Here is a 14899-nt window from a genome sequence, read left to right as displayed (position 1 = left end):
AATACAAGGAGACACCCACGATGAGCAAGCAAGCACAGCCCACCTATCCTCGCAACACCTGGTATGTTGCTGCCACTGCGGCCGAAGTCACGGACAAGCCGCTGGGGCGCCAGATCTGTGGTGAGCGCATGGTTTTCTACCGCGCCCTGGAAGGCAAGATGGCCGCCGTCGAGGACTTCTGCCCGCATCGCGGCGCACCGCTGTCGCTGGGCCGCGTCTGCGAAGGCAAGCTGGTCTGCGGCTATCACGGGCTGGAGATGGGCTGCGACGGCAAGACGGTTGCCATGCCCGGCCAGCGCGTGCGCGGCTTTCCTGCCATCAAAAGCTATCCGGTGGAAGAGCGTTACGGCTTTGTCTGGGTCTGGCCGGGTGACAAGGATGCGGCCGATGCAGCGCTGATCCCGGATCTGCAATGGCATGACAACCCCGAGTGGGCCTATGACGGCGGGCTGTTCCACATCAAGGCCGACTATCGCCTGATGATAGACAACCTCATGGACCTGACCCATGAAACCTATGTGCATGCCAGCAGCATCGGTCAGGCCGAGATCGACGAGACGCCCTGCAAGACCGAGGTCATGGGCGACAGCGAGGTGGTCACCAGCCGCTTCATGGAGAACATCGAGGCACCTCCGTTCTGGAAGATGGCATTGCGCAGCAATGGTCTGGCCGATGACGTGCCTGTGGACCGCTGGCAGGTCTGCCGCTTCACTCCTCCCAGCCATGTGCTGATTGAGGTCGGTGTGGCGCATGCCGGCAAGGGCGGCTATGACGCCGCTGACGAGCACAAGGTCTACAGCATGGTGGTGGACTTCATCACTCCGGAGACCGATGGCAGCATGTGGTACTTCTGGGGCATGGCGCGCAAGTTCAATCCCGGCGATGCATCGGTGACGGCGGCCATCAAGCAAGGCCAGCACAAGATCTTCAGCGAAGACCTGGAAATGCTGGAGCTGCAGCAGCGCAACCTTGAGGACTATCCGCAGCGTCAACTGCTCAAGCTCAATATCGATGCCGGCGGCGTGCAGTCGCGCAAGATCATCGAGCGCCTGATCGACGAAGAGAAAAGCGAGTCGCGCGTTGCGGCGCTGGCCTGAACGGCCGCAGGCGGGGTAGATCATGTCTGTAGATGGAGTAATCTTGCAGCTCCTCGAATCGGAGTCAGCGATGCCCATAGGCAGCGCTGCCCTTGCTACGCTGCTGCATGGAATCGCCCACCACACCCAACCCGCTTTCCCTGGATCTCTACGACCAGCCAGGTCATCTGATTCGACGAGCCCAGCAGATTGCTGCGCTGCTGTTTCGAGAAGTGCTGGGCCCCGATGTGACGCCGGTTCAATACGCCATCCTGCGCATGCTGCAGGAGTCTCCCGGCATCGACCAGGTGACGCTGGCGCGTCTTGTCGCATTGGACAACTCGACCACGGCCGATATCGCTGCGCGTCTGGAAAGCAAGGGCTGGATTCATCGGGAGCTGCTGCCCAGGCGTCAGCGCCGTTTGAGTCTGACCACCGAGGGCGAAGCCATGCTGGCCGCGTTCGTGCCCAATGTCTACGAGCTGCAGCAGCGCATGCTTTCCGCGCTGGAGCCCGAGGAGCAGGCGGAGTTCAAGCGTCTGCTGCGCAAGTTCGTGCAGTTGCACGACAGCACTGAAGCCGGCGAGCAAGCGGCGATCAACGGCTAGCAGCCCGTTCTGGCGCGGCGGCTTCACCACGATCACACCGGCCAGCGCCGGCGGTAAACCGGCACGACTAGGGAATTCACTTGTGCTGGATCAAGAGTTCATTCAGTAAACTGAATGTGATTCAGTATGCTGAATGAATGATAAAAAGCAAGGAGACAACGATGGAACAAGATTTGCGCGCGCATCTGGACCAGCGGCCCATGACGACCTTCCAATGGTCGGTCATCGCGGTATGCATGGCCCTGAACATGATTGATGGTTTTGACGTGCTGGTGATGGCCTTCACGGCTTCGGCGGTGTCGGCGCACTGGAAGCTCAGCGGCTCGGAGTTGGGCTTTTTGCTCAGTGCCGGCCTCTTCGGCATGGCCGCAGGTTCGCTGCTGCTGGCGCCCATGGCCGACAAGCTGGGGCGCCGTCCCCTGATTCTGCTGTGCCTGGCCGTTTCCGGGCTGGGCTTGCTGGCTTCGGCCTGGAGCCAGACGCCCACGCAGCTTGCGGTGCTGCGCGTGATCACGGGCCTGGGCGTGGGCGGCATTCTGGCTTGCAGCAATGTGATTGCCAGCGAATATGCCTCGCTGCGCTGGCGCAGTCTGGCAGTCACGCTGCAATCGACCGGCTATGCGCTGGGCGCGACCATTGGCGGCAGTATTGCGGTCTGGCTGCTCGCGCACCATGGCTGGCGTTCCGTCTTCCTGTTTGGCGGTTGCTCCACGCTGGCGGTGCTGGCTCTGGCCTGGTTTGCCTTGCCCGAGTCTCTGGACTTTCTGCTGGTCAAGCGACCCGCCAATGCGCTGCAGCGTCTCAATGGACTGATTCGCAAGATGGGCCTGCCCGCACTGGGTTCCCTGCCTCAGGCCGTGGCGGCAGGCAGCGGTGAAGGCAAGCGCATAGGCCCTTTGCAGCTGCTGTCTCCCAAGCTGCTGCGCCCCACGGTGCTGGTCTGGCTGTCCTTCTTCTCGGTGATGTTCGGTTTCTATTTCGTGATGAGCTGGACGCCCAAGCTGCTGGCTGCCTCGGGCCTGACGCCCGAGCAGGGCGTGACCACGGGCGTGCTGCTGAGTCTGGGCGGCATTCTGGGCGCGACCTTGCTGGGCCTGCTGGCGGCGCGTTTCGCGATTCACCGTGCGCTGGCGGTCTTCATGCTGGTGACGGCAGTGCTGCTGTGCTTTCTGGTGGGTAGCTCCGGCGCGCTGTGGATGTCGTACACGCTGGCCTTTCTGATTGGTGTGTTTGTGAATGCCTGTGTGGCCGGCCTCTATGCGATTGCGCCTGTGGTCTACGGCAGCGATGTGCGCGCCACGGGCGTGGGCTGGGGCATAGGCATCGGCCGCATCGGGGCGATTGTGTCGCCTCTGGTGGCCGGTGGCCTGCTGGATGCGGCCTGGTCGCCCGATCAGCTGTACTTGGGTTATGGCCTGGCGTTTGTCCTGGCTGCCGTCATCGTGTCCATGCATCGTATTGCAGGCCCGCAGGCTGCGGACAGGCGCGCTGCGTCCGAGACAGTGGCTGCCGCTCATTGACCAGGGAGACTTCGATGAACCAGATTTCTCAACCCATGAGCGCGGCCCTGACGGCCTTTCCGCTGGATCAATGGTATGTGGCAGGCTTTGCCTGGGAGCTCAAGGACCAGCCGGTGGCGCGCACCTTGCTGGGCCAGCCCGTGGTCTTGTTCCGCACGGAAGATGGCCGGGTCGCGGCGCTTGAGGATCGCTGCTGCCACCGCGAGCTGCCGCTGTCCTGCGGCACGGTGGAAGCTGCGGGTCTGCGCTGCGGCTACCATGGTCTGCTCTTCAGCCATGAGGGGCGCTGCCTCGAAATACCGGGCCAGGAACGGATTCCGGCCAAGGCCTGCGTGAAGTCCTTCGAGCTGCGCGAGCGCGACCAGATTCTCTGGATCTGGATGGGCGCGACACCGGATTCCGCGCCGGGCACGGAGCCGCCGGCCTATGCCGTGCACAGCGACCCGCAATATCGTTTTGGCGGCGGCGTCTACCACTACGACGCTCCGTATCAGCTGATTCACGACAATCTGCTGGACCTGAGCCATCTGGGCTATGTGCACCTCAAGACCATAGGCGGCAATGCCCGCTTGCATATGAACGCGGATCTCAAGGTCAGCCAGGACGGGGACAGCGTGAAGGTGGTGCGCTGGATGCCGGATTCGGACCCTCCACCTACTTATGCACAGGCCTGGCCTTTTCAGGGCCGCATCGACCGCTGGCAGGAAGTGGAGTTCCACCCCTCGCATGTGCGTATCTGGACCGGTGCCATGGATGCGGGCCAGGACAGACTGGACAACCCGGCGCGCGAAGGATTCCATATGCGCGGCTTTCACGGCGTGACGCCGGAGACGGAGACCAGCGCGCATTACTTCTGGACGATTGCGACCAATCCGCATCCGCAGATGCAGGACACCACACAGCTGGTGATCGATCAGACGGCTGCCACTTTCGAAGAAGACAAGGTGGTCATCGAAGCCCAGTTCCGCAACCAGCAGCGGTTTGGTTCACGCGCCGTGGTGGATATCCACGTGGATGTGGGGCCCAACCGTGCGCGGCGCGTGATCGAGCGCTTGCGCCAGGCCGGCGCGCAAGCCTCGCAGGCGCTGGCCTAGGGACGCACAAGCAAAAGAGAAGTACCCGAGATGAAGACTGAAACCACGTTCGAGGTGCGCATTGCGCACAAGCAGGAGCAGGCAGCTGGTATCTGCAGCCTGGAATTGCGGGCTCTGGAAGGCGCCAGCCTGGCGCCGTTCAGTGCGGGTGCGCATATCGATGTGCACCTGCCTGGTGGGCTGGTGCGCCAGTATTCGCTGAGCAACGATCCCGCCGAGCTGGACCGCTATGTGATTGCCGTGCTGCGCGAGCCCGCCTCGCGCGGTGGCTCGGCGGCCGTGCATGAGCAGCTGCAGGCCGGCCAGCAAATCACCATCAGCCTGCCGCGCAACCATTTCGAGCTGCATGCGCCGGCCCGCAAGCATCTGCTGCTGGCAGGCGGCATAGGCATCACGCCGATTCTGGCCATGGCGCGCAAGCTGGCGCGCGACGGTGCGGATTTCGCACTGCACTACTGCGGTCGCTCGCGCGAGCGCATGGCGTTTTCCCAGACCATAGAGGCTGCGCAATGGGCTGACAAGGCGCAGATCCATGTGGATGACGTGAATGGAAAGTCTTCGCTGGGATTGAGCGAATTGCTGCAGCAAAGAGAGCAGGGGCAGCATCTGTATGTGTGTGGACCCAAGGGCTTTATGGACGCCGTGCTCGATACGGCACGAGCGGCGGGCTGGCCTGCCGAGCAGCTGCACTATGAGTTCTTTGCCGCTGAAGTGGAGCACCGCGCCGACGACGAAAGCTTCGAGGTGGAGGTCGCCAGCAGCGGCCAGGTGGTGCGCGTCACGCCGGCGCAGACCGTGGTGCAGGCGCTGGAGTCCATCGGAGTCTGCGTTCAGACCTCGTGCGAACAGGGCGTCTGCGGCACCTGCCTGACGCGCGTCATCTCTGGTCAGCCCGATCACCGCGATATGTATCTGACCGAAGACGAGCAGGCTGCCAACGACCAGTTCCTGCCCTGCTGCTCGCGCGCCAGGTCCGGCCGTCTGGTGCTGGATCTGTGATGAACGGATCGGGCAGGTTTTGACCATGCACGGGCAGGGCTGGCGCAGCCTGCTCAAAATAGGTGTTTTCCATGAAAGCGCCGCGTTCCCGCCATGAAGCCTGCCCTGCTAGTCCTGAATCTCCAGGTCCCCGCCCATCTGCAGCAGATGGAGCAGACCTTTGCCGACTTTGATGTGATCTATGCGCCCGAGGCCGATCAGGCCGAGGCCGCAATCGCCGCCCACGGAGCTCGCGTGCAATGCGTGTGCACGATTGGCGCAACGGGCCTGTCGGCCGCGCAGATGCAGCGCATGCCCGGGCTTGCTCTGGTCTGCGCCATGGGCGCGGGTTACGAGAACATCGACGTGGCCTATGCCAAGGCGCACGGGATTGCCGTCGGCAACGGCGTGGGGACCAACGACGACTGCGTGGCCGACCACGCCATGGGTCTGCTGATCGCTGCGGTGCGCGGCATCGTCAAGCTGGACAAGGCCACGCGTGCCGGCATCTGGCGCTCGGCCCTGCCGCTTCCGGCCAATGTCTCGGGCAAGCGTCTGGGCATCGTGGGGCTGGGCCAGATCGGCGCCAAGATCGCCAGGCGCGCGGCCGCCTTCGATATGCCCGTCGGCTATCACAACCGCAAGCCGCGCGAGGGCGCCGACTACCGCTACTTTGACGATCTGCTGGCGCTGGCTGCCTGGGCCGATGTGCTGCTGGTGGCCACGCCGGGCGGCGCTGGCACGCGCCATCTGATCAATGCCGAGGTGCTCGATGCGCTGGGCGAGAAAGGCGTGCTGGTGAATATCGCGCGCGGCTCGGTGGTCGATACCGCAGCGCTGGCCGACGCCGTGCGTGCAGGTCGCCTGGCCGGAGCCGGACTGGATGTCTACGAAAGCGAGCCGCTGCCGCCGCGGGAACTCATCGATCTGGACGCCGTGGTGCTGACGCCCCATGTGGGCGGCTGGTCGCCCGAGGCCGTGCAGAACTCGGTGGACCGCTTCATCGCCAATATGCGCTGCCATCTGGATGGCAAGCCCTTGGTTTCGCCCATTTGAGTGCTATTGAATTGAAAGCTGCTTGCGATTGATATGGTTGTATTTCAATTTGATTTGATGTTGAAATTCAATTATATCGGGCGCTTACAGCTTTGATATTCATAGCAAAAAAATCCCCGCCACGGCAAGCCGTGCGGGGATTTTTACTATCTGCGGCGCCATGAAGCTGGCGCGGACCAAACCAGTGACACCAAGCAAGGGCCGCCCCGCAGCGAGGGTGTCGTCCCCCTCCCGAAGAGAGAGGGGGAAGCCGCGGGGCCGCCTAGGCGTAGCAGCTCAGGGGGAGCTTATTTCTGGCTGGCTGCAATGGCCTTTTCGGCCTTGTCGACCAGCGGTGCGCCGATCTGGCTCTTCCACTTGTCGTAGACGGGGCGGGTGGCCTTGACAAAGGCTTCGCGCTCGGCAGCGTTAGGCGTGGTCACCGTCACGCCCAGGCCTGCCAGGTCCTTGAGCAGAGGCTTATCGGCCTCGACCAGGCCCTTGCGTGCAATGGCGATTTCTTCCTTGGCGGCATCCAGCGCGGCCTGCTTGACGATGGCCTGGTCGGCAGGCGTCCAGCTGGCCCACACGTCCTTGTTGACGACGAAGATCAGCGGGTCGTTCATATAGCCCCACATGGTCAGATGCTTCTGTCCCACGGACTGCAGCTTGGCCGCCATGTAAACGCCGATGGGGTTCTCCTGGCCGTCCACGGCGCCGCTGGCCATGGCGGGCTGGGCATCGGCCCAGCTCATCTGCGTGGGATTGGCGCCCAGGGCCGTGAAGGTGTCCAGGAACAGGGGCGAGCCCACGACGCGGATCTTCATGCCCTTGAGGTCGGCGGGCGTCTTGATGGCGTGCTTGGAGTTGGAGATTTCGCGGTAGCCGTTCTCACCCCAGGCCAGAGGCACGACGCCGCCTTTTTCCAGGGTCTTGAAGATTTCCTGGCCCACTTCGCCCTGGGTCACGGCATCCACGGCCTTGAAGTTGGGGAAGAGGAAGGGCATGGAGAACAGGTTCAGCGACTTGACCTGGGGCGACCAGTTGATGGTCGAGCCCACGGCCATGTCGATCACGCCCTGGCGCAGCGCGGAGAACTCGCGCGTCTGGTCGCCCTGCACCAGCGAGGTGCCGGGGTAGAGCTTGATGTTGATGCGGCCCTGGGTGCGCTCGCGCACCTTGTCGGCCCACAGCTCGCCACCCTTGCCCCAGGGAAAGGCCGTGCCCAGCACCAGGGACATGCGGTATTCGCTCTTGTACTTGGTCTGGGCCATGGCCATGGGCGATGCAAAGGCCAAAGCGGCGGCCGTGGCCACGGCGGATGCGAGGAAGGTACGAAGTTTCATTTGGTTTGTCTCCCTTTTAGAAACGAAAAAATGCTTTGCTTGTTGGAGGCATTGCACATGGAATCAGCACGGCCCATCTCAGCGGACACCGCGCAAGGGCCGAAGCTGGCCGCGCCGCCCCGCAGCACTGGTGTCGTCCCCCTCCCGAGAAGCGAGAGAGAGGGGGGAAGTGGTGGGGCCGCCTAGACATAGCCGCTCAGGGGGTCAATAGCCAAGTCTTGCGGGCAGCCACAGCGCGAGCTGGGGGAAGGCAATGACCAGAATCATCACGACGAACATGGACAGCAGCATCCAGCCCACCCAGCGCACGGTGGACTCCATGCGCACGCCTGCAATGCGGCAGCTGACCATCAGGTTCACGGCCAGCGGCGGCGTGAACTGGCCCAGTGCCACCTTGAGCGTGAGGATCACGCCAAACCAGACGGGATCCCAGTGGTAGTGATTCATGATGGGCAGCAGCAGGGGCACAAAGATCAGGAAGATCGAGATGCCGTCGAGGAACATGCCTACGGTGATCAGCAGCAGGATCAGCAGACCCAGCACGCCGTATTCGCCGAGACCGGAATTCACGATGGCATTGGCCACTGGATCGATCACGCCCAGGGTGGACAGCGAGAAGGCAAAAATGCCGGCCAGCGACACCACCAGCAGGATCACGGCCGACAGCTCGCCCGCTTCGCGCAGAATCGGAAACAGGTCGCGCAGGCCGATGGTGCGGTGAATCACCATGCCGACGAACAGCCCGTAGAACACGGCAACCACGGCGGCTTCGGTGGGGGTGAACCAGCCCATGCGCATGCCGCCCAGGATCAGCACCGGAGCGGCCAGGCCCCAGGAGGCCTCGCGCAGGCTTTTCCAGAACGGCGGGCGGGGCATGGAGGCTTCGAGCGCACCCATCTTGTGCTTGCGCGACATCCACACGGCGGGAATGATGAGCGCGATACCCGCCAGCACGCCGGGAATCATGCCGGCCGCGAACAGGGCCGGCACCGAAGCGCCGGGCACCAGCACCGAGTAGATGATGAAGGCCACCGAAGGCGGAATCAGAATGTCCGTCGCTGCGGCCGCTCCGACCACGCTGGCCGAGAAGCTCTTGGGATAGCCCGCGCGGCTCATGGCGGCGATCATCACGCCGCCCACGGCCGCCGCATTGGCCGGCCCGGAGCCGGAGATGCCGCCCAGGAACATGGCCACGGCAATCGCCACCAGCGGCAGCATGCCGGGGCCGCGGCCCACGATGGCCACGGCAAAGTTCACCAGCCTCAGGGCAACGCCCGAGCGATCGAAGATGGAGCCCACCAGCACGAACATGGGAATCGCCAGCAGCGGATATTTGCCCAGCCCGGCATAAAAATTCTGCGGCACGGCCAGCAGACCGAACCACTGTGTATCGGCATTGGCCAGGGCAATCGCCGCCGCACCGGCCAGACCGAGGGCGGCGCCTATGGGTACGCCGATGAACATCAGGCCCAGAAAGGCCACGAACAGCAAGGTGGCGATCATGCGATCTCCTTGCTGTGGTCTTTTTCCACGGGCTCGTCGGGGAAGGCGCCGGGCTTGCCCTGGCGGATGAACAGGCCGATGGCGCGTGCAGTGATCAGTGCCGAGACCACGGGCAGCCAGATCGAATACCACCATTGGGGCAGGCCGATGCCGGGCGAGGTCTCCTCGAAACGGAAGTCGTCCCAGACCACGCGCACGCTGAGCACGGCAATGATGGCAAACAGCAATGCCACCATCAGAGAGCCGAACCGGGCCAGTGCCTTGCGGCGCTGGACGGAGCCGCTGTCCGAGAAAAACTCGATGCGGATATGCTGATTGCGGGCCACGGCGGCAGAGCCTGCGACCAGGGCCAGCAAGATCATCAGAAAGACCGAGATTTCCTCGGTCCAGGCGAAGGATGAGTTGGTGAAATAGCGCACCAGCACATTGGCAAAGGTGATCAGGGCCAGAGCGGCCATGATGATCACGGTCAGCCAGTCTTCAATGCGCAGGGAACGAGGCTCGTCCGGGCGCGCGCCGGCATCGGCTGCACCATCGGTCTCGGGAGGAGTGGAGGACATGAACGCGGAAAGTCAGAAAAACACACAGGAGTCAGGGCAGCTCGCCTGAATGGCGTGATCCGCGCGCACTCGATGAGAATGCCCTTATGTTCACGACTTACGCAAAACGGGTTCCGGCAAGACGATTGCCTCAGGAGGCAGGCCGTCGTTGCATTCTTGTTTGCGTAAGTCCTTATGTTGTTCCTTGACCTTCACGGCGTTGTGCGCCGGGATGGCTTGGAGCGAGTAGACACACCGGATAGATGTGAGCAAATATTATCAAGGTATCTATGTCGCAGGGCTTACGTCTGGCGGCAGGCATTACCCTAGGGTCTGGCGACCAAGGCATGGCTCATCGTCGAGTCTGTGTTTTGTCCCATTTACTAGCCAACAAGGATTACCTCCGTTGCACAGCTTTGGTGCAGGGCAGCGGATAATGAGAGTCTATGGAAACCAAATGGCTTGAAGATTTTGTCAGCCTTGCTGAAACCCGCAGTTTCAGCCGCTCGGCCCAGCTGCGCCACGTTACGCAGCCTGCGTTCTCGCGCCGCATCCAGGCGCTGGAGGCCTGGGCGGGAACCGATCTGGTCGACAGAAGCTCGTACCCGACGCGACTGACGCCAGCAGGCAAGACCATGTACGAGCAGGCGCTGGAGATACTGCAGTCCTTGCAGAGCACCCGCACCATGTTGCGTGCCCACGTCAGTGCGGGCAAGGGCATGGTGGGCTTTGCCGTGCCGCATACCTTGGCGTTCACGTTCTTCCCGAACTGGGTTTCGGCCGTGCACGAGAAGTTCGGCCCCTTCCGCAGCCGTCTGTTCGCACTCAATGTGCATGACGCGGTGATGCGTCTCGTGGAAGGTGGCTGCGATCTGCTGATTGCTTACTACCACTCTTCTCAGCCCTTTCAGCTGGACCCTTCGCGCTATGAGATGGTGAGCCTGGGGCATGAGGTGCTGGCTCCCTACTCCAAGCCGGACGAGAACGGCAACCCCATCTTTGCCCTGCCCGGCCGCCAGGGCCAGCCCTTGCCATACCTGGGCTATGCCGCTGGCGCTTATCTGGGGCGGGTGACGGAGCTGATCCTCAAGGAGGCGGCCGAGGCCGTGCACCTCGAGCGCGTCTATGAAACCGATATGGCCGAAGGCCTCAAGGCCATGGCGCTGGAAGGTCATGGCGTGGCCTTTTTGCCCTATAGCGCGGTGCGCGGCGAGCTGGAGTCCGGTCGACTGGTGCGTGCAGTGCCGGAAGGTGTGACCGGTTTTCAGATGGACATGGAAGTGCGGGCCTATCGGGAAAAACCCACGGGCGATGCCCCTCAGGGAGGAGCGGCTGCGCTATGGAACTTCCTCAAGGAGCAGGGCGAGATTGCGGGTGGCGAGGTCAAGGCTGTGTAACCCGATCGAGTGTTGCTTTTCTTCCAAAAGGGCCAGTTGGCCCTTTTTTTGCTTGTGTGACCAGCTTGCCGTGATTTCAGGTGTTTTACTGGTGAAAACCCTAATGTTATGCATCGGGTTAATACTGAATATGCAAGTTGCGCATAAGGATTTTTGCCATCGGCATTGGCTTGTGAAATCACGAAAGCATTAGAGTTCGCAGCTTGCACAAAAAGAGGTGCTGCTTTGCAACACAAGATTGAGGCGGTAAGTAGGTGGTTGCCTTCCTGAATTGCCTACGGGAAAAGTCTTAGAAATGATTGCATTTCAGCCATCTTCATGACTGCACAATGTGTGCAGTACATTTGTTAACGCAACCTGTCCACCCTCACAAAGGGCGATGCGTTAAGGAGTGGCAAGCGTTTTTGGTCCTTACCAATAGGAGATCCGTATGAAGAAGCATTTGTTGGCCATCGCCGTAACCGCACTGGCAACTGGCACCGTGTTTGCACAGGCCAATGACACCTTGGCCAAGATCAAGTCCACCGGCAGCGTCACTCTGGGCGTGCGTGAATCGTCCGGCCTGGGCTATACGCTGGGCAATGGCAAATATGTAGGCTTCCATACCGAAATGGGTGAGCGCATTCTCAAGGACATCCAGAAGCAACTGGGCCTGACAGCGCTGGAAGTGAAGTACCAGCCCGTGACCTCGCAAAACCGTATTCCTCTGGTGCAGAACGGCACCGTGGACATCGAGTGCGGCTCCACCACCAACAACACGGCTCGTCAGAAGGATGCAGCCTTTGCCTTCACCACCTATGTGGAAGAAGTGCGCATTGCCACCCGTGCCAACTCCGGCATCACCGGCATCAAGGACCTGAACGGCAAGACCATCGTGACCACGACGGGTACGACTTCCGTGCAGACCCTGCGCAAGAACAAGCGCGCCGACGGCCTGACCTTCAAGGAGGTCATGGGCAAGGACCACGCCGACAGTTTCCTGATGCTGGAAACCGGCCGCGCCGATGCCTTCATCATGGACGGCTCCATCCTGGCCGCCAATATTTCCAAGTCCAAGGCTCCCAACGATTACAAGATCGTGGGTGAAGTGCTGTCGGTGGAGCCCATCGCCTGCATGATGCGCAAGGACGATCCCGCCTTCAAGAAGGCTGTGGACGAATCCATCGTGCGTCAGATCAAGGATGGTTCTCTGACCAAGCTGTACGACAAGTGGTTCCTGCAGCCCATTCCTCCCAACAACGTGAAGGTGGGTCTGCCACTGTCGGCAGCGACCAAGGATGCGTGGGCTCACCCCAACGACAAGCCCATGGAAGCTTACGAAGTCAAGTAATCCCGCCTATAGGTGTACCGCCCCTTCTGCCAAGCGGTTAGAAGGGGCTTTTTTGTTGCGAGGGCCGGTGTGAGCGTTTGCCCTCATAAACCAAGAATGAAAGAGGTGCTCGTATGAGTTGGGATTGGCAGGTGTTCTGTCAGGACACCATTACCCAAGAGGTCGGGCAGAGTTGTTTTGGCAAGAACGGTGACATCACCTATCTGGATTGGATGATGTCGGCCTGGGGCTGGACCGTGTCGGTGGCATTGCTGTCGCTGGTCATCGCTCTGGTGCTGGGCGCAGTCATCGGTACCTTGCGTACCTTGCCCGATCGTCCGTGGATAGTGCGCCTGGGCAATGCCTGGGTGGAGTTGTTCCGCAATATTCCCTTGCTGGTCCAGGTGTTCATCTGGTACCACGTGGTTCCGGCCATCTTCCCCGCAATGAAGTCCCTGCCGGGCTTTGTGCTGGTGGTGTTTGCGATCGGTTTCTTCACCTCTGCCCGTATTGCCGAGCAGGTGCGCTCCGGTATTCAGGCTTTGCCACGGGGCCAGCGCTACGCCGGCATGGCAGTAGGTTTCACAACCTTCCAGACCTACCGCTATGTGCTGCTGCCGATGGCGTTTCGCATCATCATTCCGCCGCTGACCAGCGAGGCCATGAACGTGTTCAAGAACTCGTCCGTGGCGTTTGCCGTGTCCGTGGCCGAACTGACCATGTTCGCCATGCAGGCCCAGGAAGAGACGGCTCGTGGCGTCGAAATTTATATGGCTGTGACAGGTCTGTATGTGATTTCTGCCTTCATCATCAACCGCATCATGGCCTTCATCGAGAAGCGTTCTCGCGTGCCCGGCCTGATTGCAGCCAGCGGTGGAGGCCACTGATATGAATCTCAACCTCGACTGGTCGTTTTTCTCGTGGGACCTGTTCAGCAACTTTGTGCTGAAGGGGCTGTATTTCAGCGTGTCCCTGACCGTGATCGCCACGCTGGGCGGCATCTTTTTCGGCACCTTGCTGGCGCTGATGCGCCTGTCGGGCAAGAAGTGGCTGGACCTGCCTGCCACCATCTATGTCAACGGCATGCGCTCCATCCCGCTGGTGATGGTGATTCTGTGGTTCTTCCTGCTGATGCCCATGCTGATCGGCAAGCCCATCGGTGCGGAGACTTCGGCCATCATCACCTTTGTGGCGTTCGAAGCAGCATATTTCTCTGAGATCATGCGTGCCGGCATCCAGTCCATTCCACGTGGACAGGTGTTTGCCGGACAGGCGCTGGGCATGACCTATGGTCAGAACATGCGTCTGGTGGTGCTGCCTCAGGCCTTCCGCAACATGCTGCCCGTGCTGCTGACCCAGACCATCATCCTGTTTCAGGATACCTCGCTGGTCTATGCGATCGGTGCCTACGACATGCTCAAGGGCTTCGAAATCGCCGGCAAGAACTTCGGCCGACCCATCGAATCCTATCTGGCGGCTGCCGTGACCTATTTTGTGATCTGCTTTGCACTGTCTTGGTTCGTCAAGCGTCTGCACAAGAAGATTGCCATTATTCGATGAAACACCCCCTGAGTCGCTTCGCGCCCTCCCCCTCAAGGGGGACGACGGCCTCGGCTGCGGGGCGGCCCTTGCTGGCCGTCCCTGGCCTGACCGAGCCCGTTGCAGGCGCTGCGATGGATCACTGACAAAAGTCGGAGTGAAAAATGATTGAACTCAAGAACGTTTCCAAGTGGTACGGCAGCTTTCAGGTGCTGTCCGATTGCTCCACCAATATCAACAAGGGCGAGGTGGTGGTGGTGTGCGGCCCTTCGGGCTCCGGCAAGTCCACGCTGATCAAGACCATCAATGCGCTGGAGCCTTTCCAGAAGGGCGAGATCTTTGTGGACGGCACGGCAGTGCACGATCCCAAGACCAATCTGCCCAAGCTGCGCAGCCGCGTGGGCATGGTGTTCCAGCACTTTGAGCTGTTCCCTCACCTGTCGGTGACGGAGAACCTGACCATCGCACAGATGAAGGTGCTGGGCCGCAGTGCTGCCGACGCCAAGACCCGTGGCCTCAAGATGCTGGACCGTGTGGGCCTGACCGCTCACAAGGACAAGTTTCCCGGCCAGCTCTCCGGCGGTCAGCAGCAGCGCGTGGCCATTGCGCGCGCTCTGTCGATGGATCCCATCGTGATGCTGTTCGACGAACCCACTTCGGCACTGGATCCCGAAATGGTGGGCGAAGTGCTGGACGTGATGATGGGCCTGGCCAACGAAGGCATGACCATGATGTGCGTGACCCATGAAATGGGATTTGCGCGCAAGGTGGCAAGCCGTGTGATCTTCATGGACGTGGGCGGCAAGATTCTGGAGGACTGCAGCAAGGAAGAGTTCTTCGGCCATCCCGAAAACCGCCAGCCGCGTACCAAGGAATTCCTCAACAAGATCCTGCAGCATTGATGCTGCAGGCAAGCCGCAAAAAGGCGCTCGCAAGAGCGCCTTTTTTCATGGCC

14 protein-coding genes are annotated in these 14899 nt (G+C 61.4%); 11 read left to right on the top strand and 3 right to left on the bottom strand.

Annotated features, from left to right (window positions below; all coding sequences use genetic code 11):
- Positions 1–20 precede the first annotated feature (20 nt).
- From FSY45_RS04600 to FSY45_RS04575, 6 genes are all read left to right on the top strand, one after another.
- Complete coding sequence (locus FSY45_RS04600) at positions 21–1097, top strand: aromatic ring-hydroxylating dioxygenase subunit alpha (RefSeq protein ID WP_034354483.1); 1077 nt, start codon at positions 21–23, stop codon at positions 1095–1097.
- A 107-nt stretch (positions 1098–1204) separates the two neighbouring features.
- The gene (locus FSY45_RS04595; protein ID WP_003081275.1) at positions 1205–1684 is read left to right on the top strand and encodes a MarR family winged helix-turn-helix transcriptional regulator; all 480 of its coding nucleotides are present in this window, start codon (positions 1205–1207) and stop codon (positions 1682–1684) included.
- 161 nt (positions 1685–1845) lie between these two features.
- On the top strand, positions 1846–3204 hold the full coding sequence (locus tag FSY45_RS04590) for an MFS transporter (protein WP_148747925.1): 1359 nt from the start codon (positions 1846–1848) through the stop codon (positions 3202–3204).
- A 14-nt stretch (positions 3205–3218) separates the two neighbouring features.
- Positions 3219–4298, top strand: a complete 1080-nt coding sequence (locus tag FSY45_RS04585) for a Rieske 2Fe-2S domain-containing protein (protein WP_046460555.1) — start codon at positions 3219–3221, stop codon at positions 4296–4298.
- A gap of 30 nt (positions 4299–4328) precedes the next feature.
- The gene (locus FSY45_RS04580) at positions 4329–5297 is read left to right on the top strand and encodes a PDR/VanB family oxidoreductase (protein ID WP_046460556.1); all 969 of its coding nucleotides are present in this window, start codon (positions 4329–4331) and stop codon (positions 5295–5297) included.
- A gap of 93 nt (positions 5298–5390) precedes the next feature.
- Entirely contained in the window at positions 5391–6332 is a 942-nt protein-coding gene (locus FSY45_RS04575) for a 2-hydroxyacid dehydrogenase (RefSeq protein WP_046460557.1), read from the top strand.
- Positions 6333–6619: 287 nt separating this feature from the next.
- Here the strand turns inward: FSY45_RS04575 and FSY45_RS04570 are convergent, their stop codons facing one another.
- The 3 genes from FSY45_RS04570 to FSY45_RS04560 form a co-directional block, all read right to left on the bottom strand.
- Positions 6620–7657, bottom strand: coding sequence for a DctP family TRAP transporter solute-binding subunit (locus tag FSY45_RS04570; RefSeq protein WP_046460558.1), 1038 nt, complete (start codon positions 7655–7657; stop codon positions 6620–6622).
- 204 nt (positions 7658–7861) lie between these two features.
- A complete protein-coding gene (locus FSY45_RS04565) occupies positions 7862–9160 on the bottom strand; it encodes a TRAP transporter large permease (protein ID WP_046460559.1) in 1299 nt (432 codons plus the stop codon).
- Positions 9157–9720 (bottom strand): TRAP transporter small permease, encoded by a 564-nt coding sequence (locus tag FSY45_RS04560; RefSeq protein ID WP_003068089.1) that lies wholly within the window; start codon positions 9718–9720, stop codon positions 9157–9159. Before FSY45_RS04560 ends, FSY45_RS04565 begins: the two co-directional genes overlap by 4 nt.
- A 425-nt stretch (positions 9721–10145) precedes the next feature.
- On the opposite strand from FSY45_RS04560, the gene FSY45_RS04555 reads away from it, so the two are divergent.
- The 5 genes from FSY45_RS04555 (at position 10146) to FSY45_RS04535 (ending at position 14846) form a co-directional block, all read left to right on the top strand.
- Positions 10146–11096 (top strand): LysR substrate-binding domain-containing protein, encoded by a 951-nt coding sequence (locus FSY45_RS04555; RefSeq protein WP_039050033.1) that lies wholly within the window; start codon positions 10146–10148, stop codon positions 11094–11096.
- A 430-nt stretch (positions 11097–11526) separates the two neighbouring features.
- Entirely contained in the window at positions 11527–12426 is a 900-nt protein-coding gene (locus FSY45_RS04550; RefSeq protein WP_003051113.1) for a transporter substrate-binding domain-containing protein, read from the top strand.
- 113 nt (positions 12427–12539) lie between these two features.
- Positions 12540–13292: an amino acid ABC transporter permease gene (locus FSY45_RS04545; RefSeq protein WP_003068095.1), complete on the top strand. Its 753-nt coding sequence runs from the start codon at positions 12540–12542 to the stop codon at positions 13290–13292.
- Position 13293: 1 nt separating this feature from the next.
- Positions 13294–13965: an amino acid ABC transporter permease gene (locus tag FSY45_RS04540; RefSeq protein WP_003068096.1), complete on the top strand. Its 672-nt coding sequence runs from the start codon at positions 13294–13296 to the stop codon at positions 13963–13965.
- Positions 13966–14108: 143 nt separating this feature from the next.
- Positions 14109–14846 carry an amino acid ABC transporter ATP-binding protein gene (locus tag FSY45_RS04535; protein WP_003068099.1) on the top strand — a complete coding sequence of 246 codons (738 nt, stop codon included), beginning with the start codon at positions 14109–14111 and terminating at the stop codon, positions 14844–14846.
- Positions 14847–14899: the final 53 nt, after the last annotated feature.

The organism is Comamonas sp. Z1 (genome assembly GCF_008121555.1).
Taxonomy (GTDB): Bacteria; Pseudomonadota; Gammaproteobacteria; order Burkholderiales; family Burkholderiaceae_C; genus Comamonas; species Comamonas thiooxydans.
The sequence above is the reverse complement of the archived record's forward strand: the minus strand, read 5'-3'. Positions and strand labels throughout refer to the sequence as shown.